This is a genomic window from Bacteroides faecium, from assembly GCF_012113595.1.
GTDB classification, from domain to species: Bacteria; Bacteroidota; Bacteroidia; order Bacteroidales; family Bacteroidaceae; genus Bacteroides; species Bacteroides faecium.
In genome coordinates this window covers 3,302,384-3,325,463 of sequence record NZ_CP050831.1, presented here as the reverse complement: position 1 = coordinate 3,325,463, position 23,080 = coordinate 3,302,384, and the positions used below count along the sequence as shown (strand labels likewise).

Annotated in this window: 23 protein-coding genes; 3 read left to right on the top strand and 20 right to left on the bottom strand. The window is 43.4% G+C overall.

Features of this window, described 5'->3' with window-relative positions; translation table 11 throughout:
* Positions 1–108: 108 nt before the first annotated feature.
* The 9 genes from BacF7301_RS11780 to BacF7301_RS11740 form a co-directional block, all read right to left on the bottom strand.
* Positions 109–756 carry a M23 family metallopeptidase gene (locus BacF7301_RS11780; RefSeq protein WP_167963013.1) on the bottom strand — a complete coding sequence of 216 codons (648 nt, stop codon included), beginning with the start codon at positions 754–756 and terminating at the stop codon, positions 109–111.
* A 34-nt stretch (positions 757–790) separates the two neighbouring features.
* Entirely contained in the window at positions 791–1,456 is a 666-nt protein-coding gene (locus BacF7301_RS11775; protein WP_167963011.1) for a B3/B4 domain-containing protein, read from the bottom strand.
* A gap of 55 nt (positions 1,457–1,511) precedes the next feature.
* Positions 1,512–2,324, bottom strand: a complete 813-nt coding sequence (pgeF, locus tag BacF7301_RS11770; protein ID WP_167963009.1) for a peptidoglycan editing factor PgeF — start codon at positions 2,322–2,324, stop codon at positions 1,512–1,514.
* Positions 2,321–3,487, bottom strand: a complete 1,167-nt coding sequence (gene obgE, locus BacF7301_RS11765; protein ID WP_167963007.1) for a GTPase ObgE — start codon at positions 3,485–3,487, stop codon at positions 2,321–2,323. The genes pgeF and obgE overlap by 4 nt, the downstream gene beginning before the upstream one ends.
* Before the next feature lie 71 nt (positions 3,488–3,558).
* Positions 3,559–4,128 carry an adenylate kinase gene (locus BacF7301_RS11760; protein WP_044655680.1) on the bottom strand — a complete coding sequence of 190 codons (570 nt, stop codon included), beginning with the start codon at positions 4,126–4,128 and terminating at the stop codon, positions 3,559–3,561.
* Positions 4,129–4,186: 58 nt separating this feature from the next.
* Entirely contained in the window at positions 4,187–4,723 is a 537-nt protein-coding gene (gene hpt / locus BacF7301_RS11755) for a hypoxanthine phosphoribosyltransferase (RefSeq protein WP_167963005.1), read from the bottom strand.
* Positions 4,724–4,879: 156 nt separating this feature from the next.
* Positions 4,880–5,425 carry a DUF6705 family protein gene (locus tag BacF7301_RS11750; RefSeq protein WP_167963003.1) on the bottom strand — a complete coding sequence of 182 codons (546 nt, stop codon included), beginning with the start codon at positions 5,423–5,425 and terminating at the stop codon, positions 4,880–4,882.
* A gap of 469 nt (positions 5,426–5,894) precedes the next feature.
* The gene (locus BacF7301_RS11745) at positions 5,895–6,416 is read right to left on the bottom strand and encodes a hypothetical protein (RefSeq protein ID WP_167963001.1); all 522 of its coding nucleotides are present in this window, start codon (positions 6,414–6,416) and stop codon (positions 5,895–5,897) included.
* A gap of 587 nt (positions 6,417–7,003) precedes the next feature.
* Positions 7,004–7,228 carry a winged helix-turn-helix domain-containing protein gene (locus tag BacF7301_RS11740; RefSeq protein ID WP_209319532.1) on the bottom strand — a complete coding sequence of 75 codons (225 nt, stop codon included), beginning with the start codon at positions 7,226–7,228 and terminating at the stop codon, positions 7,004–7,006.
* Between the two features lie 868 nt (positions 7,229–8,096).
* Between BacF7301_RS11740 and BacF7301_RS11735 the strand changes: the two genes are divergently transcribed.
* The 3 genes from BacF7301_RS11735 (at position 8,097) to BacF7301_RS11725 (ending at position 11,057) form a co-directional block, all read left to right on the top strand.
* Positions 8,097–9,608, top strand: coding sequence for an NAD(P)H-hydrate dehydratase (locus BacF7301_RS11735; protein WP_167962997.1), 1,512 nt, complete (start codon positions 8,097–8,099; stop codon positions 9,606–9,608).
* A gap of 73 nt (positions 9,609–9,681) precedes the next feature.
* Complete coding sequence (locus BacF7301_RS11730) at positions 9,682–10,749, top strand: DUF4831 family protein (protein WP_167962995.1); 1,068 nt, start codon at positions 9,682–9,684, stop codon at positions 10,747–10,749.
* A 23-nt stretch (positions 10,750–10,772) separates the two neighbouring features.
* Positions 10,773–11,057 carry a hypothetical protein gene (locus BacF7301_RS11725; RefSeq protein ID WP_167962993.1) on the top strand — a complete coding sequence of 95 codons (285 nt, stop codon included), beginning with the start codon at positions 10,773–10,775 and terminating at the stop codon, positions 11,055–11,057.
* Between the two features lie 147 nt (positions 11,058–11,204).
* Here BacF7301_RS11725 and BacF7301_RS11720 read toward each other — a convergent pair whose 3' ends face one another.
* The 11 genes from BacF7301_RS11720 to BacF7301_RS11670 form a co-directional block, all read right to left on the bottom strand.
* A complete protein-coding gene (locus BacF7301_RS11720) occupies positions 11,205–11,555 on the bottom strand; it encodes a PqqD family protein (RefSeq protein ID WP_167962991.1) in 351 nt (116 codons plus the stop codon).
* A 73-nt stretch (positions 11,556–11,628) separates the two neighbouring features.
* Complete coding sequence (locus BacF7301_RS11715; protein ID WP_167962989.1) at positions 11,629–13,017, bottom strand: MFS transporter; 1,389 nt, start codon at positions 13,015–13,017, stop codon at positions 11,629–11,631.
* A gap of 246 nt (positions 13,018–13,263) precedes the next feature.
* The gene (gene secG, locus BacF7301_RS11710; protein ID WP_044656265.1) at positions 13,264–13,659 is read right to left on the bottom strand and encodes a preprotein translocase subunit SecG; all 396 of its coding nucleotides are present in this window, start codon (positions 13,657–13,659) and stop codon (positions 13,264–13,266) included.
* A gap of 6 nt (positions 13,660–13,665) precedes the next feature.
* Positions 13,666–14,424, bottom strand: a complete 759-nt coding sequence (locus BacF7301_RS11705) for a DUF8458 domain-containing protein (protein WP_167962987.1) — start codon at positions 14,422–14,424, stop codon at positions 13,666–13,668.
* Positions 14,425–14,429: 5 nt separating this feature from the next.
* On the bottom strand, positions 14,430–14,957 hold the full coding sequence (gene lptE / locus BacF7301_RS11700; protein WP_167962985.1) for an LPS assembly lipoprotein LptE: 528 nt from the start codon (positions 14,955–14,957) through the stop codon (positions 14,430–14,432).
* On the bottom strand, positions 14,944–16,185 hold the full coding sequence (locus tag BacF7301_RS11695; RefSeq protein ID WP_167967182.1) for a sigma-54 interaction domain-containing protein: 1,242 nt from the start codon (positions 16,183–16,185) through the stop codon (positions 14,944–14,946). Before BacF7301_RS11695 ends, lptE begins: the two co-directional genes overlap by 14 nt.
* 7 nt (positions 16,186–16,192) lie before the next feature.
* The gene (gene pdxA, locus BacF7301_RS11690; RefSeq protein ID WP_073347862.1) at positions 16,193–17,287 is read right to left on the bottom strand and encodes a 4-hydroxythreonine-4-phosphate dehydrogenase PdxA; all 1,095 of its coding nucleotides are present in this window, start codon (positions 17,285–17,287) and stop codon (positions 16,193–16,195) included.
* Between the two features lie 4 nt (positions 17,288–17,291).
* Positions 17,292–18,332: a DUF4837 family protein gene (locus BacF7301_RS11685; RefSeq protein WP_167962983.1), complete on the bottom strand. Its 1,041-nt coding sequence runs from the start codon at positions 18,330–18,332 to the stop codon at positions 17,292–17,294.
* A gap of 18 nt (positions 18,333–18,350) precedes the next feature.
* The gene (rlmN, locus tag BacF7301_RS11680) at positions 18,351–19,385 is read right to left on the bottom strand and encodes a dual-specificity RNA methyltransferase RlmN (RefSeq protein ID WP_167962981.1); all 1,035 of its coding nucleotides are present in this window, start codon (positions 19,383–19,385) and stop codon (positions 18,351–18,353) included.
* Between the two features lie 142 nt (positions 19,386–19,527).
* Entirely contained in the window at positions 19,528–21,669 is a 2,142-nt protein-coding gene (locus tag BacF7301_RS11675; RefSeq protein ID WP_167962979.1) for a peptidylprolyl isomerase, read from the bottom strand.
* Between the two features lie 119 nt (positions 21,670–21,788).
* Entirely contained in the window at positions 21,789–23,045 is a 1,257-nt protein-coding gene (locus BacF7301_RS11670; protein WP_167962977.1) for a hemolysin family protein, read from the bottom strand.
* Between the last annotated feature and the right edge of the window lie 35 nt (positions 23,046–23,080).

Genomic DNA, 23,080 nt, shown 5'->3' with positions numbered 1-23,080 from the left:
TTAATCAAAAATAGCAAGTTTATCGGATATAGATAATACAGAGTTTAAGACAAAAAAAGATTTATTACTTTCATTGTCCGTTCACCAACCATAAAGATGCACTCTTCATTACTTTTTAATCTGATTATTCTGTGCGACACGGTTATCGGGAGTATGCGTTTTCACAACAATCCCATTCCCGTTTTTCGTACACTTAACGCATCCTTTCCGCAAGGTCTTTTCTTTCATGTCGAAGATAAGGTTCGGGTTGAAGTGCTGTCCGTTGATACGGGTTTCAAAGTGTACGTGCTCCGTAGTGGCACGACCGGTACGTCCCGTCAGTCCGATAGGCTGTCCGGCTTTTACGGTATCGCCGCTTTGGACGAAGTTCTTGAAGTTATGGCTGTAAAGAGTTTCCAGTCCGTTGGGATGGCGGATGACAACCAAGTTTCCATACGCATAATACGGTTTCGACATGCGCACTATGCCGTCGAAAGCAGCACGAATCGTATCTTTCGCGCACGTTTTGATATCTGCGCCCGAATGTCCCCCACGAGTTCCGTAGGCAGAGATTACTTTACCGCCAGGCAATGGAAAGGCATATTCGTGTTCCTGCAAAGAATCCAGATGCAGGTAGAGATGGTTGCTTTTAGCAAATAATCCGGGAGTAGCCACCCGGACATCTTTTATCTCCCTGGCAGAGAAAGGAGATTTATTCTGTGCGTGGATGATAACAGGTAATAATAAGACTGTAAGTGAGATAAGTATGTTCTTCATGTATTTTTTCTTTTTTCAAATGCGGCAGAGGTGATTATTCAAAGAATAAAAGCTCGCTGCCATCCGATTCCGCATAGTCTTTCAATAAGGACTGAATCATTTCAGCAGCTTCTTTCAAACCTTCTTTTCCATTGTAACCGTTGACGATAGCAAGGATATGAGTAGTCCCGATATCCATCTTTGTACGCTCATGGTCGCTTGTAGGCGTTCCGATTCCGCCAAAAGAATCACGATATACGGGCAGCCCTTCGATATTCAACACTCCGCGTCCGATGCCTTCGAACGGTTCTTCCGCTTTTCCGATACCGAGTTCGAGATGCGTGCCTTGTATCTTATCGGCATCGAAACCACCGATAGAGTGCCCCGTGCGGAGAGAAACAAGATTGATAAGGTCTACCAACGTATCAATCTGATATAAAGGAATCCCACGCATCAGGCGACGACGCAAAGCCTCTGCCGACGGACGGTAACGTCCGGGGTCTTTTCCGCAACGCTTGTACGCTTCGCGGGTGGCTGCAATTACCGGTTGACGTTTAATGTCTTCCATTTGCGTAGTGGAAGTCAGTTGTTCGGTGAAAGTATTGATTTCCTGCCAAAGACCTTCGCAGTAAGCAGTGTTCTTCACTGCGGCATATACGGCTGCCCCGGCAAAAACCGGACATGCATCCTTTATTTCCTGAGATACTTTTATTTCAAACATAACTTATCATAAACCAATTATCAGCGTAAAAAGACAAAGTTACAGACGCCGAATCTTACTTTTTAATCATTATTCCCGACAAGATACGACCGGAATCAATACCCAGTCTGCGTGCCGAAAAGAATTCATCATGATGAATATAGGTGCAGATGCCGGCTACTTCAATCTGTTCCGCAGGCACTCCCGCATCAAGCAGTTCAATCCGGTTGGCTTCCCACAGGTCTATATGATATTTGCCCGTTTCCTTCTTTTTAATAGAGATGGCGGACATGTCAAAGCCGCTTTCCTTAAAAGCTTTATAAACCTCATTACCCACTTCAAAGGATTCAAGCGAGATGCTCGGACCGATACAGGCTACCACATCTTCACCTTGAGTTCCGAAATACTGGCTCATATGGTCCATAACATTGGCAACGATATGCTTCACCGTTCCTTTCCATCCTGCATGGACGGCAGCTACTACATGTTTTCTTTTGTCGTATAGCAACACAGGTACGCAATCCGCCGTCGTGACACAAACACAATATCCCGGCACATTGGTAATCAATGCATCTACTCCCCGCAGAAGGTGCCGTCTTATTTCCAATGAGTCTTCAAGAAAAGATTCATTGATTATCAGACTGGCGCAACCATGCATCTGCTCCGGAATAAATAATTCCTTAATCTGATGCTTCATGATTTGAAACAACCAACTCTGATTGCGATAGACATTCATGCATGAGTCATTGGTATAAGGCGAGCAGTTGAATGAGGCATAAGCTCCCGTACTTATACCTTTGTGACGTGTAGTGACGAAATGAGCTACTTCGGGATATACATCCAACGATTTATATCCCTTCAACTCATTATTTTTCGTAAGTGTAATCATTTATCTTCCCAATCTTCTTCTTCGTATTCATAATCGAGGTCATCATCCTCATCGTCCACGTCTTCGCCATACTCATAGTCGATGTCTTCATCTTCGCCCATGTCTTTAAGTTCCTGTTGCAGACGGCTCACGTCCTTCGGACGGTGAACGATTGCTTCTATCTTGTTGCTTTCCTTGTTCAATTCTTCCCAAAGAATGTCCTTCAATACGGAAATTCCCAAACCGGAAACAGAAGATATGAATACGTGTGGTATGCCTTCGGGCAGTGTAGGTTCAATCTCGTCCATCAATTCCTGGTCGAGCATATCGCTCTTGGTGATAGCCAGCACACGTTGTTTGTCCAGCATTTCAGGATTGAAGGTACGCAGTTCGTTCAGCAAGATATCGTATTCTTTACGAATATCGTCGCTGTCTGCCGGAACCATGAACAGCAGTAATGAGTTACGTTCGATATGGCGCAGGAAACGCAGTCCCAAACCTTTGCCCTGACTGGCTCCCTCGATAATTCCCGGAATATCAGCCATCACGAAAGATTTTCCACCATGATAGGAAACGATACCCAGATTCGGTTCGAGCGTAGTAAACGGATAATCGGCGATTTTTGGTTTTGCCGCCGAAATGGAAGAAAGTAGTGTAGACTTTCCCGCATTGGGGAAACCTACCAAACCGACATCGGCAAGCAGCTTCAACTCCATGATAACGGTCATTTCCTGCATCGGTTCTCCCGGCTGCGCGAAACGCGGAGCCTGACGGGTTGCCGTCTTGAAATGGCTGTTGCCCTGACCGCCGCGACCGCCTTTGAGCAGAATCACTTCCTGTCCGTCTTCCGTCACATCACAAAGATACTCTCCAGTCTCGGCATTGTAAACCACCGTTCCGCAGGGTACTTCTATTATTTTATCCGCGCCGTCTTTTCCGAAGCTACGCCCCTTGCTTCCCGATTCGCCATGACCAGCCATTGCATGACGGTCATACTTCAAGTGAAGCAATGTCCAGTAGTTGCGGTTACCGCGCAGGATGATATGACCTCCTCTTCCGCCATCGCCCCCGTCGGGACCTCCGTTAGGACAATATTTCTCGCGCCTCATGTGCGTAGAGCCTCTTCCGCCCTTACCCGAGCGACAGTATATCTTTACGTAATCAACAAAATTCGATTCAGCCATATTCTTTCAGTTAGTTAAAATGGTCGGTAGCCAAAGCGATATACTCCGGCTACCGACTTATTTGTTTATTATTACAATTTGTCTACTGCTTCGCAGATTTCTGCAAAGATACCTTCCATAGTACCCAGACCGTTGATGTGTTGGTACTTCTCTTCGTTCTTGTACCAGTCGATTAGCGGTGCAGTCTGTGAATGATATACATGCAGACGTTTTTTGATAGTCTCTTCGTTGTCGTCCGCACGACCGGAGTCTTTGCCACGTTTGATAAGACGTACCATCAGTTCCTCTTCGGGAACATCGAGGTCTACCATAACCGAAACATCCTGTCCTCTTTCAGCCAACATTTTCTTTAATGCTTCCGCCTGTGCAATTGTTCTCGGGAAACCGTCGAAAATCACACCTTTGCTATCCTTGAAGCTATCGAATACGCTTGCCAGAATATCAATCATCAATTCGTCAGGAATCAATTGACCTTGGTCGATGTAACCTTTAGCAGTTTTACCCAGCTCTGTGCCGTTCTTGATTTCTGCACGCAATACATCTCCCGTAGAGATGTGGTTGATTCCATACTTTTCTACAATACGTTCGCTCTGTGTTCCTTTTCCAGAACCCGGAGCACCGAAAATTACAATGTTCAACATCTTGTTATTTACAATTTAACGATTTACTATTTACCATTTAACTGGTACCTATTTACTATTAATCTACTACTGTATAAATGTCGGGATAATTACGCCCGAAGCCGTCATAATCGAGTCCGTAGCCTACGATGAAGTCATTCGGGATTTCCATCGCCACATATTCAATGTTCAAGGCTACTTTCAGTTTTTCCGGTTTTACCAACAGGGAAGCGATATGAATTGATTCGGGATTGCGCGTGCCCAGTGTATCCAACAAGCGTTGCATAGTCAGTCCCGTATCCACAATATCCTCTACAATGACCACCGTACGTCCGGCGATGTCTTCATTCAGACCGATAACCTCTTTAATCACTCCGGTGGAAGTCACCCCTTGATAAGAAGCCAGCTTCACGAATGAGATTTCGCAAGGAATTGTGATATGCTTCAACAAATCAGCGGTAAACATGAACGAACCGTTCAACACACTAAGGAAAAGCGGATTCTTACCTGCCAAGTCGCGGTTAATTTCGTTCGCTACGCGAATCACTTCTTTCTGAATATCTTGTTCCTTAATAGAAACGGTAAATAGCTTGTCTTTTATCTGAATGGTATCCATAACCGGTAATTTTAAAAAAGTTGTCGCAAAAATACAATTTTTTATTCTACCCCGTGCATCATCTTCTGCAATTTCTTCAATAATTAATATACCGATAAAATCTCTTTCATTTCTTGGCGTAACAAGTATGTATCAAATTAAAGTGCTTGAAGGCGGTTATGGTTCTTCTACTTTTGTCATTATAACATCAATAGGAACAGAAAAGCCAATAGGTGTAGCATCAGGTAGCACCATATCCGTATCACCCAAATCTCCTTCCGTATAGTCCCATATGCCTTCTTTCTCATTTAATGTCCAATGAAGTTTATTAGGAGTTATCAGCTCCATTTTTCCTCCCACTAATCCTCCGCCATTAAAATGTTGTTTACGTTGATCGTAAAAAACAAAACCTACAGCACTAGGGGTTGTTCCACTAGCTGCTAGATAAATATTATTTTCTGGTGCCCTACCATTATCCCAAACAGAAGGCATCGGTTTGATATAGTCTTCTTTTACAACTCCATTGACACTAAGATAATATCCTCCAAAAAGATTTTCACCACTAGCAAAATGCCCTACCCATGTTCCCTTTTGTAGCTTAATCTTAAATATACTATCATTATTTTGATATATCCAGGTTCCTACAAAAGAATCATAATTCGCCTGAGAAAATACGCTTGTATATGTAAATAATAAGACTAAAACTATATATATTCTTTTCATCTTAATAAGTTGTTAATTATATGTTCGGCAAATGATCTGAATGAATCCTCCGAATCAATCATCAAAGATGATTGATTATTTTATAAGACGAACATAACATCAAGTTGTAATCGCTTATTTTATTTTTTACGGACAAGTTAAAGCTAAATATCTGTCTACTTATATAAACTATAACCAAAAGAAATATAATCTAAAAGGGGTACGTTTCTCCATGCCCCCCTTTATTGACCAGAGATGGATGGTAAATGTGCCGTTATATGCGGTGAAGAGTTATATTCAGTCTTTACAAATTGAATAAATAACAGAATGTTCTGGAATTTAAAATAGAGTTGGTCGGCAGGAATAATAAATAAAATAGAGAGCATGTCAAAAGTCTTCAGTGATGAGTTTTGACATGCTTCTCTATTTTTAAGTATCTTCGTTAAATATAATGAAAGGGTTAATTATAACCAGTATCCCAATAGAGGCTTTACTGATTCCAACCTTTACCTGGAACAAAGGTACAATATTGAATTTCGACTCCCATAATGCCACCGGATGTACTGGAAATATTTCTAACTACATAAATGCCTGTATAACAGTAATCCAGTTCACCATGATTATTATTTGGACATCTTGTTATATATGCCTGTCCAGGCTTACATGCTACCTTAGACGCCCAACCACTTTCAAGAACTTCGTTAGTGTTAATAACCCCTAAACCACTTTTTTTACCTAGAGATATTATTTCTGCACTGTAAAGTTTCTGTCCAACACTTATATTCATTGCAGCATTCCAAAAATTGTTAGTAGAAGATTCCCAAGCCAAATATCCATAGCTTTTTCCACCGATAAATACATGAACTAAATTATTTTCGGTTGTTAAATTAACCGTTATCGTCCCTTCCGGAGCATTTCCAGAACCACCCTCATCGTCATCATCTCCACAACTTACTGTAACTAATGATGTCATGACTATCATACACATCATCCAAAACCATTTTATTTTCATTATTTAATCAAGTTTTGTTTGCTTTGGTTCCTCAAGCGAGTAAATAATTTGTTTTTCTTTGTGTGATAAGGCATAAATACAAAAATGACGTGGAACCGAACTTTATCATTACCGAGGCTCTGGAATGCCTGTACTACCAATAAAGTTAAGCCCACGTCAAAGAAACGCAGGCGTTATAACTCTATATTCTTGGTAATACATTGAATTTTCCAGATTCCGGTAACTAAGAATAAAAGCTAACGCTTTTTATAAATATGTCTTTTTAATTGCTTCTTTTTAATTTACCATAGGCTATTACCTTTAGATTGTTCACCACAAAAATATAAAAAGTAAGTATTGATTGCAAATATTCGACTACTTTATTAAAGTACAAGAGAAAGAAAACAAAAAAACAGCACGAGTTACCGGCTAATTTTATAATTCACAGAATGAATATCAAGAGAAAAGAATGAACTACGAAAAGACTAGTAGAAGATAGGGAATAATAATATTTCAAGCGCAGATACTCCCACCTATCCACTTCATTAAGTTTTCAACAGCGTAAATAATCAAGTGGAGTCCACCTTAAATGTAAATTAGTCATCACTTTAGCCAAAAGTAAATTCGACATTTTCGATACTGGCGAAGAGCATTCCTTCCCTTTTTCTCAAAAAGATTTTACTTTCCCTAGCCAGCCAACCAATAGCAAGAGCTACGTCTTCAAAAGTCAAACCTAACTCACGGCACAAATCGAAGATTGAAAGTTCACCCTTTTCATTTAAGATGCGCCATACTTTTCCTGCATTCAAGCCAATTTTTGTCTTTTCCATAATGCAAACTTTTAGGAGATTAAACAATCTATTATTTATGATTTAATCATTGTGAGCATAGGAAAATAATGTTATTCGCATTACCTACTTACAAAGATAACATTTTTTTCGAAAAATGCAAATAACCAAAAGCAATCGTAGCAAAAGTTTGTTTCACTTCTCGTTTCAGTTTTGATTCTTTTCACCACAGAGGACACAGAGGACGCAGAGGTTATGATTATCTCTGAATTAGAACTCTGTGTCCTCGGTGGTGAAATAGTTTATTTCCGTACAGTAATGAATAATTAATTGATGCTTCCTGCTTTCACAATTGAGCATGATTAGTAAAGCTATTTCGTAATTAGTTTCAACCCTGTTTGAAACACTTTGTTTCTCGGTGTGAAACGAAGTGTTTCATTGCTTGAAACGAAGTGTTTCACACCGAGAAACAGATAGTTTCACTGGGAGAAACATTTTTTGAAACTAACCGCATACATGTGAAGTTGTTGCTCTTTAGCCGCAATCCCTTTATTCATCGGATAAACAGGATAAAGGTGATGTGGGAGATAGAAAGATTGAGAATAAATATCCAGTGGGAAAATGCAGTTGCTTCCTGTAAAGATTCAATACCATACTGAAATGAACTGTTTCACGACAAAGGACACAGAGTTCTAATTCAGAGATAATCACAACCTCTGTGTCCTCGGTGGTGAAATAGCTCATTTTCGCACAGTTTTAAACTAACTTTTAATGTAGTCAGCCTACCCATAGACAATCCAGCAATATCTTACACCCTATCCAACCGAGATTTACAAGTTTTCTTCCCGCAACAAACGGGAAAAGTCAGAAGAATCATGTACATTTGTGGTTCGAAAACTAAAAGAACATTGTAATGAAAATATTTCCAAGCAGCAGTATCAAGAAATTAGACGCTTATACCATTGAGCACGAACCGATTGCGTCAATAGACCTGATGGAACGTGCAGCAACAGTACTAACCAAAGCTATCACAGACAGATGGGGTACGGAAACACCCGTCACTGTTTTTGCAGGACCGGGGAATAACGGTGGAGACGCCCTTGCCGTAGCCCGCATGATGGCTGAAAAAGGATATAAAACAGAAGTATATCTCTTTAATACGAAAGGTAATCTTTCGCCCGACTGCCAGACGAATAAAGAACTGGTGGAAATGATGGAAGAAGTGACATTCCACGAAATCAGTACTCAGTTCGTACCGCCGGTTCTGACACCGGACCATCTGGTGATTGACGGATTATTCGGTTCAGGACTGAACAAACCGTTGAGCGGGGGATTCGCGGCCGTAGTGAAATACATCAACTCTTCTCCTGCTATGGTAGTAGCCATCGATATTCCTTCGGGACTGATGGGAGAAGAGAATACGTTTAACGTCAAAAGCAATATTGTGCGTGCAGACGTTACTTTCAGCCTGCAACTGCCGAAACTTGCTTTCCTCTTTGCAGAAAACACCGAGTTCGTAGGAGAATGGGAATTGCTGGATATCCAGTTGAGCGAAGAGGGAATCGAAGAGACGGAGACAAACTACGAAATGCTGGAGATTGAAGAAATCCGCTCGCTTATCAAGCCCCGCAAGCAATTCGCCCATAAAGGAAACTTCGGCCATGCACTGCTGATAGCCGGTTCGAAAGGGATGGCGGGTGCATCCGTATTGGCTGCCCGTGCTTGTCTGCGTTCCGGTGTAGGATTGCTCACCGTGCACGCTCCGATATGCAACAACGACATTCTGCAAACTTCCGCACCCGAAGCAATGGTAGAGACTGACGCCAGCGAAAACTATTTCGCCGTACCTACCGACACTGACGATTACCAAGCTGTCGGCATCGGCCCGGGACTGGGACGGAACGAGGAAACGGAAGCTGCCCTTATTGAGCAACTGGAACATTGCCAAACTCCCGTCGTACTGGATGCCGATGCACTGAATATTCTCGCCAACCACCGCCACACACTTACACACCTGCCGAAAGGCTCTATCCTCACCCCTCACCCGAAGGAATTGGAACGGCTGACCGGAAAATGCCAGGATTCTTATGAACGCCTGGTGAAAGCCTGCGAACTGGCTCACGCCGCCCATGTCCACATTATCCTGAAAGGTGCTTATTCCGCCATTATCACTCCCGAAGGCAAATGCTACTTCAATCCGACAGGGAATCCGGGAATGGCAACCGGTGGCAGTGGTGATGTACTGACCGGGGTTATCCTGGCATTGCTGGCACAAGGATATCCTACCGAGGAAGCTGCCAAAATAGGCACTTATATCCACGGATTAGCGGGAGATATAGCCCAAAAGAAACAAGGCATGATTGGATTGATAGCAAGTGATATCGTCACCTGCCTGCCCACAGCCTGGCGACTTGTAAGCGAATAAAAGTTAAGAACTTACAGTTTTTTCAATAACTTCATTAACTTTGTTTTCAAAACCAGTTAAAAGAGAACCGAATATGAAAAAGTTGATTATAGCAGCGGGGCTACTTATGGCAACTTCCGCTTATGCACAAACCGAAGTACTGACAGGCGTCACCCGTGGAAAGGACTACGGAGTGGTATATAGCCTTCCAAAAACCCAGATAGAACTTGAAATTAAAGCTAATAAGGTTAACTATACCCCGGGTGAATTCAGCAAATACGCCGACCGCTACCTGCGATTGAACAATGTATCCGCCGACCCCGAAGTGTACTGGGAACTGGCTAGCGTAAAAGTAAAATCGGTAGGAGTGCCGAACAGCGAAGCTACTTACTTCGTAAAACTGAAGGATAAAACGGTAGCCCCTCTCATGGAACTGACCGAGAATGGCTTGGTGAAATCTATCAACGTGCCTTACAGTCAAAACAGCTCCACGAAGAAAACTACCCCGACCACTCCTGCTCTTCAAAAGAGCGCGAATCCCCGCGACTTCCTGACCGAGGAAATCCTGATGGCAAGCTCTACCGCTAAGATGGCAGAACTGGTAGCCAAAGAAATCTACAATATCCGCGAAAGCAAAAATGCCTTATTACGCGGACAGGCAGACAATATGCCCTCGGACGGCGCACAGCTTAAAATCATGCTCGACAACCTGAATCTACAGGAAGATGCCATGACCAAAATGTTCTCCGGCATACAGGACAAGGAAGAAAAGACGTTTACCGTCCGACTTACGCCTGACAGGGAATTCAATAATGAAGTTGCTTTCCGTTTCTCCAAGAAGTTGGGTGTGGTAGCCAATAATGACTTGGCCGGAACTCCGTTCTATATCAGCCTGAAAGACCTGAAAATAGTCAAGATGCCACAAGAGGACGGAAAGAAGAAAAAGGACTTGGATGGGATTGCCTACAACGTCCCCGGACAAGCATTGGTTACACTGACCGACGGCAAGAGAAAACTATACGAAGGCGAACTTCCTGTCACTCAATTCGGTATAATAGAATACCTGGCTCCGGTATTGTTCAACAAAAACTCTACCATCAAAGTGTATTTTGACCCGAATACAGGCGGATTAGTCAAAGTAGACAGAGAAGAAGGCAAATAAGAAACTTTTAAAAAGAAAAGAATATGGGCGGTGAAGGATATATGCTCGATATGATACGCCGATTAAGCGAAGGGCGGGAAGCTTCCCGCCTACGGCGCGAACGCACCAACGAAAGGTTGAAGCATATGAACCAAGCCGGCGAACATTCCTCACTGCCTGACACAACGCCGGAAGAAATGGAGCACATTATCAAAGACTCCGAAAAGAAAAAGGAAAAGGACAGCAACTATTTCGTATGGGGAACGCTCATCATTATGGGCATACTGGTTGCAATAGCCGTAACACTTTGGGCTGTATTCATTAAATGATAATTTAGGGGCGTAGCGCCCCAGCAAGGTTTCCATGCGGGATGTTGCCATTTTAGGCACGGATTACGCGGATTACGCTGTTGCTTTATGCAATCATATTTCTAAAAACCGTGAAATCCGTGTTATCCGTGCCTAAAAAATTCCCATTTATACAACTGGCGTCATTAGCTTTATAAATCCATCTTTCTGCATCTGATAAAGAAAAGCAGATATACGCGACTCGTAGCCCGCTTCATTTTGAAAATGGTCTGCGAGTTCTTCTATAATCTCACGAACCGTGCGCTTCCCGTCTATCAGTTCCCATACAGCCGTACCGTGTTCTTCCAAATGCACATGATGTTCTTTCGACATTCCCTTTGGTACAAGGAAGCGTTGCATCCACGGATACTTAAAACGGGGAAAGGAGAGCACAATTGTCTCCCCTTCCCGTTCTGCTGTAATATGTTCACTGCGACAGGGAATGACCTCTAACAGGTTTATTTTCTCTCTAGCAGCCATAGTTTTTTTATTTTTATTCCAGCATAAATACTGATTATTTCAAATACGAATGATTATTTGCAAATGCAAATTGTTACTTCTGAATATTCGCTTCTTCCAGACCGTAGCCTTTCTTCTTGTTCTCTGCCTTCAACATCAAAGCAACAATCAAAGCCAATACACCAAAGAGAGCAAAAATACTCATCGGCAGTGTATAGTCATAGGTTTGTGCGCCGTCTACCACCGGGCCTTTGCAGTAAGAGTTCAACACCCATCCGATCAACAAAGGTACACCCATCAATCCCCAGTTCTGCACCCAGAAAATCAGAGCATAAGCCGTACCCAACTGTTTTTCCGGGATAATCTTCGGAACAGAAGGCCACATAGCCGAAGGCACCAATGAGAAAGCAAAACCCAGGATAATCATAATAATGGTAGCAAACCACCATACATTCAAAATAGGCAAAGCAAACATCGTATGTACGAAAATCAACATGATAGAACCAATCACCATCAACGTAGCTCCCTTACCGATACGGTCATAGAGCGAACCGAACAACGGAGTCAATATAATAGCGCCAATCGGCAACAGTCCGGGGATTGTTCCTGCCAGTTTCGGATCTACATTGTATTTCTGCACCATCAAATCCGCCGCATACTTGATAAACGGGAATACTGCCGAATAGAACAATACACATAATAATGCAATCAGCCAAAATCCCTTATTTGTGATAATATAGACAATATCTTTCATGCGGAACGGCTCTTCCGGCTCCAAACCCTCTGCATCCAAAGACGCATCCAGCTTCTTATCATAGAAAGTATAAATAAAGAAAGCAATCGTACCTACACACAACATAATCAGACAAAACAGAATTGGAGCAGGAATATTGGTATGGAATGCACCACTCTCGTCCGTATATCCGAAAAAGTCTGCCAAAGGTACTGTCAGCACCATTGCCAAGGTTGTTCCAATACGTGCCGTAGCCATTTCAAGTCCCATAGCCAACGCCATTTCCTTGCCTTTGAACCACTTCACGATAATCTTGGAAACAGTGATACCCGCAATCTCCACGCCAACGCCGAAAATTGCATATCCCAACGCAGCCAAAGTGACCTGCATCTTGAATCCGAAAAGCATGGCTCCTTCCGGGAAAGTAGTAGAAATCGCATAGTATTTCAATCCGCAGCCGAATACCATCAACATACATGCTCCCATTCCGGTGAAACGGACACCCATCTTATCCAAGATGATACCGCCGAAAATCAGCATCAACAGGAATACATTAAACCATCCGTAAGCACTTGTGAAGAAACCGTAATCAAGGCTGTCCCATAATAATTCTTTCTCGAGCATGGGTTTTAGCGGAGACATTACGTCGGTGAGGAAATAGCCGCATAGCATAGTAAACGCGACCAATGCTAGAACACTCCAGCGTAGCACTGCGGAGTCATTCAATTTCTGTTTCAATTGTTCTGTCATTGTTATATTTAAAAAGTTATTAATAATCTCGTACGGTCAACAAAGGTAGTTAAATCTTGTTTGTTTTCACTACAAAGAGATTGTTTTTAAAAGAAAAAGTTAAGTGCGGATTACACTGACTACGCGGAACATTGAAAATCCGTGTAATCTGCGTAATCCGCACTTAAATATTAAAGAAGACATCATCGGACAATCTTCCTTTAAATGGTTTTACCCAAATAGCCTTACTGCTGTGTCCGGAGCAAATTACTCTGCCGCAGGAGCAGGAGTTTCAGCAGCCGGTGCCGGAGTTTCTGTAGCAGGTGCGTTAGTAGCAGGAGCTTCAGACTGAGGCGCAGCCGTACCTGCGGGTAAGTTATACGGGTTAGTTTGTTGTTCTTTCTGTGCTTGTTCCAACACTGCGTCTGTAGCAACAGCCGAACGGGGAACAACATAAGCGGTAGCAATGCTCATTACAACCATGAAGATAGCCAGACCCCACGTTGCTTTTTCCAGAAAATCTGTAGTTTTGCGTACGCCCATAATAGCGTTAGATGAAGAAAAACCGGAAGCAAGTCCGCCCCCTTTTGAGTTCTGAATCAACACGATGAAGCACATCAACAAGGCTGCAATCACCATTAAGATAACGAATAATAAGTACATCTTTAGTTATTTTGAATTAGCGTTAATAATCAATTTCTCCAAAAATCTGATTTGGTCTGCAAAGTAAGCATTTTTTTTTGGATATTTCAAGCTTAATTTTTTAATTATTTCAAGAGCTTTTGAATATCGTTGCTGTTTAACATAGATTTTTGCCAAAGTTTCTGTAAAACAGCTATCATCATCCTCTTCTTCCGCACTTGCTTCGTCGGAAGGAGTAACGGATACTTCCGCTTCTTCCCGCAAAGGTTTCATGTAGAGAGGAGAGTCGCTTTCGCTCTTTTCGATGAAGTCGTCGATCAGTTCAAAGCCTTTCAGCTTGGGCGTTTCATCCGTTGCTTCATCCGTAGCGGGAGTCTCTTCAAGCAAATAAGAGGTATAATCCATCGAGTAGTCGAATCCGGTCTGTGCAGTCACCTCTTCCGGAGCCGTAGACAGGAAAGCATCGATTAATGCCAGTGTACGATCTACGGATGGTTCGTCTTTCAGCACTTCCGTCAGCGCCACTCCCTTTTTCCGGGACTGAAGATCGAAACGGCTGCCTTCAATCAGTTGAAACAACTTCCGCCGGTCGGCAATATAAAGAACGGCTTTCCGCAGTTCCCCTCCGAAATTAATATCATGGAGAATATACAGATTTTTGAGATACAGCAAGCGGAGCGACTGAAAATACGGATATCTTGCAAGAAGATTGCGCATTTCGTACAAAGTGTCCCTATTCAGCGTTTCAGGATGCTGAATCCATTGTTGAAAGTTAACAGAAGTCATTTATATTACCAGTTTGCTACGGTTGCATTGAATATTTGGTCGGTTATCTCTTTAGACATTTCGGCAATTAACCCGTCCTGTACGGCAGTCAGCAGCTGAGTGGAGTCGTAGACACGGAAAGCGGAGAATTGTTGTTCGAAGTCTTCGGCGTGATTTGTGTTGTTGACAAAGCGTACATTGACTGTTATGGTCAACTTCGTTTCCGAAGAATAACCATCGGCGGATACTGCCTGGTTGTACTGATTGTATCCCGTGATTTCTCCGTCGATCTGTAAGTCCGCATTCTGATTCGGTTTCAGCAATTGCAGGCGGGTCTGACGGATAAATATATCTTTCAGGTCTTCATTGAACTTCGTCGCCAACGGAGCATACACGTACTCCGACTTAATCGGGAAGTCGGCAATGGAAATCGTCTTCACCTTATCATAGTTGATAGATGAACCGTTAAACTTATAGGAAACAGTGCACGCTATAACCACTACCGGCAAAACGACCAGCAACAGAGGGCGTGTTATCTTCTTAATCCAAATCATATTCTTTTATTTTTCTATAAAGCGTACGCTCTGATATATTCAAATCTTTTGCCGCACTCTTCCGTTTTCCGTGATGTCTCTCAAGTGCCTTGCGTATCATTTCTTTTTCTACTTCATCCAGCGACAGTGGTGGTTCTTCCACATATTCTTCCGTATCCTGTATATCGTCATCGTCCCTGCGCACAGCCGGTTGAGCTGGTTGCACGGCATGAATAATGGCAGGTACGGAAGGCTGATGAGCCGCCACCACCGGAGTAGTTACCACGGTTCCCACCTGACTTACCTGTCCGGCACGTTCAGCCATCATGTTGTGTACCATCTTCTTCAGCTCGGCCACTTCCTGACGCATATCGAACAGGACGGAATAAAGGATTTCCCGTTCGCTTTCAAAGCCTTTACTTTCACGCGTTCCCATCAATGCCGGAAGGCGTTGCATATTTTGTGTCGGAAGATAGGTCTGCAAGATAGCAGCGTTAATCTCCCTGTTCGTTTCGATAATCGAAATCTGCTCCGTGATATTCTTCAACTGGCGCACGTTGCCCGGCCATGAATAAGCCAGTAATTCCTTCTTTGCATCCTCTGTCAACTGGATAGCCGGCATCCGGTATTTCTCCGCAAAGTCCGCCGCAAACTTACGAAACAGCAGAAGCACATCTTCTCCCCGTTCACGCAAAGGCGGTATCTGAATGGGCACGGTGTTCAACCGATAATATAAATCCTCACGGAAACGCCCTTCTGAAATAGCCTGCACAAGATTGACATTGGTAGCTGCCACAATACGCACATCGGTCTTTTGTACCCTTGACGAACCTACTTTCAAGAATTCGCCGCTCTCCAGCACACGAAGCAGACGCGCCTGGGTAGGCATCGGCAACTCCCCTACTTCATCGAGGAAAATAGTACCGCCGTCGGCTTCACCGAAATATCCTTTCCGTTCGCCGATAGCACCGGTAAACGCGCCTTTCTCATGACCGAACAGTTCGGAATCAATCGTACCTTCCGGGATAGCTCCGCAGTTGACAGCAATATACTGTCCGTGCTTTCTCCGGCTATATTGATGAATGATCTGTGGAAAACTCTCCTTTCCGACACCACTCTCTCCGGTAATCAACACGGACAAATCGGTAGGAGCTACCTGAATGGCAACATCGATGGCACGTGACAATGCTTCGGTATTGCCAATAATACCGAAACGTTGTTTCACTTGTTGTATCTCCGCTCTTGTCATCACTCTTTTAATCCTCGTCTACTGTATCCAGTTTTAGTTTGTCACTATCGTCCCGTTTCTCGTAATATTGTTTCCGTAATGGATTCGCACGGGCTACTTTCTCCCGCTGACGATTACGGAATACATCAATAGCAACATAGATTGCCTGACGGAAAGAATCTTCACTTGCCACTCCCTGACCTGCAATGTCATAAGCAGTGCCATGAGCAGGAGAAGTGCGCACTACCGGCAGACCTGCCGTATAGTTCACCCCGTCGTCCATCGCCAATGCCTTGAACGGAGCCAGTCCCTGGTCGTGATACATAGCCAGGATGCCGTCGAAATGAGTATAATTGCCCGAACCCATAAAGCCGTCGGCCGCATAAGGACCGTAGCAAAGGATTCCTTTTTCTTCCATTTCCTTCATCGCAGGAATAATTATTTCCTGTTCTTCCATTCCCAGCAAACCACCGTCTCCGGCGTGAGGATTGAGGGACAACACTGCAATGCGCGGGGCACCGATACCGAAATCCTGTTTCAGGCAATGATGGAAGATCATCAACTTCTCCTGAATCAGTTCCTTGGTAATCGTAGTTGCAATCTCCCTGACGGGGATATGTGTCGTCACCAAAGCCACGCGGAAATCATTCTTCATCAGAATCATCAATGACTTGTCGCCATTACCCAAACGTTCTTCGATATATTCCGTATGTCCGGGGAATGAAAATTCTTCCGAATGGATGGTATGTTTATTGATAGGAGCTGTCACGATAACGTCAATCAGCCCTTCACGATATTCTTCGATGGCACGTTCCAATGCTCCCAAGGCAGCTTTGCCCGCTTCGGGGTCGGGTTTGGAAAATTCCACTTTCACTTCATCGTCCGTACAGTTCACTACGCTCAAACGGTTGTATCCCGCTTCGGAAGCCGTATTAACAATACTGAAGTTAGTCTGAATATCCAATGCTTTCCGATGATAAGCAGCCACTTTCGGCGAACCGTAAATTATCGGAGTACAAAGTTCTAACATGGTAGGGTCTGAAAATGTCTTTAAAATCACTTCATAGCCTACCCCGTTTATATCTCCCTGGGTAATACCGATTCTTATTTTGCTATCTTCCATTTCTTTACTTATTAGTTTTTTCCGCTTCCTTAGATACACCGCCCAATGGAATCTGATTCTGCTGAACTTCATTCGGAAGTTTCAGCGTGTAAAGAGATGCTTCCATCTGGCGAACCAGGTTGCGTTTCATTTTATCAGGTGAATAAACAAATATTTCTGCTGTAATAATCCGTTGGTTTTTCTCGTCCAGGCGAGTGTGTGATACATACGGGCCACCCATGAAGTCACCCTTCATGCGCCATAGTCCGCGTGCTTCCAGTGTGTAGCTGTTTTGTACATTGATTGGGCGTACATCCGTCAGCAGACTGTCAGTTGACATAAAAACGCCTTCCTTGAATCCGGGGATGTTGGCCTGCATCACAGAGTCACGTTTGTGCACGAAGTATTCTTTGGTGAAAGTATCCTTGTCGGTATAAGGATAAGAGTACATTACGAAATTCTGGTCGGCAGTACCTGTGTTGGTAGAAGCCCAGAAGAAATCTTCACCGGTTTTGGAGTTAGTCAACTCGGAAGGCAGCCAAATGTTGCATCCGAACAAGCTATCCACTTTGTTTAAGATAAAATTGCTATGCTTATTTTCGAGCAAAGTAATCTGACGGTTCATTTCCGCACGGGTAAAGAAATCGACAATCGTCTTTTTGTTTTCTTCCACGAACTTCTCGAACTCTTCTTCGTTCGGAGCCTGGATAGTCAAAATCATCTGCGGATTGGCATATACGTCTTTCGCATACTTGAAAGAGGCTTTCGTATATATATCCTGTATGTCTACAATAATAATGTTACGTATCAGTTTCAGCGTAGAATCATAATCTTTCGGTGAAGTGTACATGATACGGAAAGAAGGTTCCGATTGCGGCAAGCCGGGCACGTCAGAATCGAGTGCATCATGCAAAGCCCTTCCGGCCGCACGATCCCAAACACCGTGATCTACTACTACCAAAAGTTCGTATGCACGTCCGCTAGAAGTGTGGTTTCCTTTCAGACCACAAGAAGCAACAACAAAGGCTACCAAAGTGATGCTCAAATAAAAAAAGTACTTTTTCATGATGTTCGGTTTTATATATTAACTCTGATTATTTTCCTCTTGTTTCGCTGTCGACAACATACCGCAAGCCGCAAAAATATCTTCTCCCCTTGAAGAACGAATCGTAGTGAAAAGCCCGTGTGACGTCAGATAGTCACGGAAACTGGTCATCGTATCCATATCCGCCCCTTCAAGATTGACTCCCGGTATGGCATGGAAACGAATCAGATTCACCCTGCAATCCAGTCCGCGAAGAAGTTTCAACAACTCTTTGGCATAGACTTGCGAGTCATTAAGCCCCTTAAAAACAATATATTCAAACGAAAGTCGGCGCTGTTTACTAAAATCATAGTTTTTTAACAGTTCCACCATTTCAGTGATGGAGAACGCCTTTTCCGCCGGCATAAGTTCGGAACGTTGTGCAGTCACCGGAGAGTGCAGGCTGATAGCCAGGTGACAGTCGCTTTCTTCGATAAAACGTTGCAGTCCTTTCTGTAGTCCGACCGTAGAAAGAGTGATGCGCTTCGGGCTCCATGCATAACCGTAAGAAGCGGTCAGTATCTCCAATGCCTTCAATACTTCGTCGAGATTATCGAGCGGTTCGCCCATGCCCATCATCACTACGTTTGTCAGTTTGTCACGTTCGGGCAATGAATGGATTTGGTTGATTATCTGGTTGGCGGTCAGGTGTGCTTTAAAACCTTGCTTTCCGGTCATACAGAACTTGCAGTTCATCTTACAGCCTACCTGTGAAGAGACACAGAGCGTCGCCCGGTCATCATCGGGAATATAAACGGATTCTACAAAATGATTATCGCCAACCCTGTACAAGTACTTCACCGTGCCATCCACAGAACGCATTTCATCTACCGGAGTCGCTGCCCCTACCTCATAGTTCTGCTTGAGCAACTCCCGGTTCTTCAATGACAAATTAGTCATTTCATCAATCAAAGTCACCTTCTTCTCGTAAAGCCATTCCACAATCTGCTTGGCGGTAAAGCCGGGCATACCCAGTCTTTTCACCAGCGATTGAAGCTCCACAAGGTTCATTCCTAAAAGAGGATATTTAGACATTATTCTTTCCGTTCATGGTTTATATTTGCAAATGTAAGGAAATAAAGTCGATTTCCGTATAGCGATAATGTAAAAGTTAACAAAAAAGGTCGTTCCCGAAAGAGGAACGACCTTTTGCAGTTATCGTTTATACGATTTAATCTTAGAAGAACAGGAAGCGTGTATCTTTCACATTTGCTTTCAGATACAAGTCGTTCATCAGACGGCTGGCGAAACGTGCGTGCATGTTAGCCAGTGTAGCTTCTTCTGTTTTTGCATCGAATGTTTCGTTCAGTTTGTCCTTGCCATATACCTGCAGAACAAATACTCCGGCGTTACCTTTGATAGGTGCGCTCAGATTGTTCACTTCAGAAACAGAAGCATAAGCGCCTACCAGCGGTTCGCTGCTGCGCAATGCAGATACGTAAGCAGGAGCTGCGAATGTAACCATCTTCAAAGAGTCACTTACAGCGTTAGCCATAGACTTATACTGGTCGAATGAAGTTGCGTTGGCAGCTTTCATGTCAGCCATGATCTTTTCAGCTTTCTTATCTTTAACGATTTCAGCTCTCAACTGTTCCTGTACGGCTTTCAACGGACGGTATCCTTCCGGTTTGATGTTCACCAGACCCACTACGATCATATGGTCGCTTTCGCCACATTCGTACAAACCTGATACTTCACCCGGTTTAGCTTTATCAAATGCCCATCTCAAGGCTTCTTTTGTACCTCTCACGCCACCGATACCATGTTCAGAGCTATTCAAGTCAGCTCTATCCAACAGTCTGTATCCGGCTTCTTCAGCGCTAGCTACCATCTTCTCAACAGTAGGATTAGCAGCGATAAACTGGCTGAAATCGTTGTAAGCACGGTTGTAAGTTTCTTTGCTGAACTCTACTTCACGCTTGATAACAGCTACTTTATATTTATCTTTTACAGCCTTCTTGTTAGTCACTTGAAGAATTACGTTAGCTTGTCCCATCGGCAAGTTTACCAGTTCGTTCACACCTGTATTATTGATGGCAGAGATGAATTTCAGGTTGTCACCGTCAATCTGTGCACCTTCATACTGTGCAGCAGTCATCCAGTTAGAGTCACCTGTCTGACCATATTTCTTAGCCAGGTCTGCGAAGTTTGCACCACCTTTAAGAGCATTGTAGATACTATCCGACAATGCCTTAGTCTTCAATGCATCCTCAGCATATACCTGAATCTGACGGAATTCCACAGAGTCGGCAGCGGCAGCTTTAGCTACAATCTTGAAAGAGTTGATAGTATTATCACCACCATTGTAGTAAGGACCGTAAACAGTACCTACAGAAGCAGAGTCCAAACGAGCTACTACATCCGACGGGAATGCTGTCTTGTTATAGAACAGGTCTACATAAGGAGCTTCAGAACCTACCGAACGAACAAACGATGTGTAATCATCTGTTGTAGTAGCCAACTGTGCAGTTGCTTCATCTACTTCTTTCTGGATAGCAGCTCTGTCTTCTGCGCTGGCAGTCACCTGAACATCAATGTATTTGATGTCACGAGTTTCCTGATATTGCTTGAACTGTTCTTTCTTTTTGTTGTACAGGTCTTTCAATTCCGATTCTTTCACTACGATAGTAGAGTCTACTACTGAAGAGTAAGGAACGCCTGCCAGCAATACATTGTATTGGTTCACGCGTGCGTCGAAAGCATCCTGTGCTTCTACCGGATTAGAAAGAAGAGCTTTAGAAACCAATGCCTGGTATTTTTCAGCCAAACGGCTTTGGATCAATGTCTTCTGGATGAATGACCAGTATTTATACATATTGTTGTATTGTTCTGCATACTGTGCCGGCATCTGTGATTCGCTCATCTTAGCATATTCAACGAGGAATTTGTTCAACATATCCTTGTCGAAGTTGCCTGTTTGCGGATTCTGGAAAGGAGTCTGACGTAGCAAAGGATGAACTCCAGCTTTCAGGATGTCCTGAATTTCAGCAGTAGAAACAGTCAGTCCCAATGCTTTAGCTTCTTTTTCAATCAGTTTATTGTTTACGTAGGAACGCCATACTTCGTCGCGCACCTGATTGGACTGGTCGTCGTTCAAGGCGGTCACTCCTCGCATGAGTTTCACCACTTCGGTATATTCTTCTACCAAATTCTGATACTCTTGAGCGGAAAGAGCGTCTCCGTTCACCTCACCTACGTCATGTGCCTGATGCGGCTGCATCACCTTCCATGCGTCACCCGCAATGAAAGCAAACAGCGCCAAGCCGATAACAATCACCAATAGAGGTCCTTTCGACCTAATGTTTTGTAACGTTGCCATTTTGATTAATACGATTTATGTTTATTATTATTTCTTTCTTTTGTCGTTTTAGCGCACGAAGATACAAAAAATGCTAATATGCATCTATTTATTAGCCAAAAATTTCTTGATTATCGCTATTATTCCAAGACTTTCAAGCGCACAAGTTCTATTTTTGTCGCTGTGACCTTGATTATCTTGAACTGATAGCGCCCTACCTGAATGATTTCATGCAACTTCGGGAAACTCTGATATTGGTTAAGAATCAACCCGCCCACCGTCAGATATTCGTCTGATTCGGGCAAATCCAGCCCGAATGTTTCATTCACTTTCTCTATTTCCAAACGGGCGGACAACACATACTCATGTTCCTCAATCTGCTTGCAGATATAGGAAGTATTGTCGTGTTCGTCTTCTATATCACCGAAAATTTCTTCTACCAAATCTTCCAGCGATACAATACCGGACGTCCCGCCAAATTCGTCCACCACCACGGCAATCGTTTTCTTCTGCTGCATGAACAGCTTCATCAATTTGTGGGCGGACATCGTTTCAGGCACAATCGGCACCTGTTTCACATTATCATGCCAGTTCTTCGGAGCACGGAACATTTCCGACGAATGGATATAACCGACCACATTGTCGATATTTCCGTCATATACGATAACCTTGGATATACCGGACTCTATAAATCGACTTTTCAGTTCGTCCAGCGAAGTGGTCAGGTCAACAGCCACCACTTCCGTGCGCGGAACGATACAGTCACGGATTTTTATATTCGAGAAATCAAGCGCATTCTGAAAGATTTTCACTTCCGTATCCAGCTCTTCTTCATTCTCGGCATTGTCAATACTACTTTGTACGAAGTAATCCAGGTCGACTTTCCCAAAAGCAATGTCGGACGCATCCTTGTTCACTTTCATTCCGAAAAGACGAAGGAACAGACAGGATACACCGGAAGCAAACTTCGATATAGGATACAAAATGACATAACAAACAATAAGCGGAACGGCAAAGACATTCAAAACCAGATTTGGATTGATTTTGAACAATGTTTTCGGCAAGAACTCTCCCGTCACCAATATAATCAAGGTAGAAATAATAGTCTGCGCCAGCACCATAAGGAAGTGGTTGTCAATGAATCCCGCCAACAGGTTGTCACCGATGACTTGCGCCATCAGGATACCGTAGATTACCAAAGCTATATTATTCCCCACCAACATGGTAGAGATAAATTCATTCGGATTCCTGAAAAAGATAGATAGAATACGAGAGGTGATTCCCCCTTTACGTTCCATTTCAAAACGCAGTTTGTCTACCGAGACAAAGGCAATCTCCATTCCTGAAAAGAAAGCGGAGAAGACCATGGTGATTATTAGAGAGATATAAATATTCATAAGTTTTGATTTACGATTAGACGATTTACGAGGTA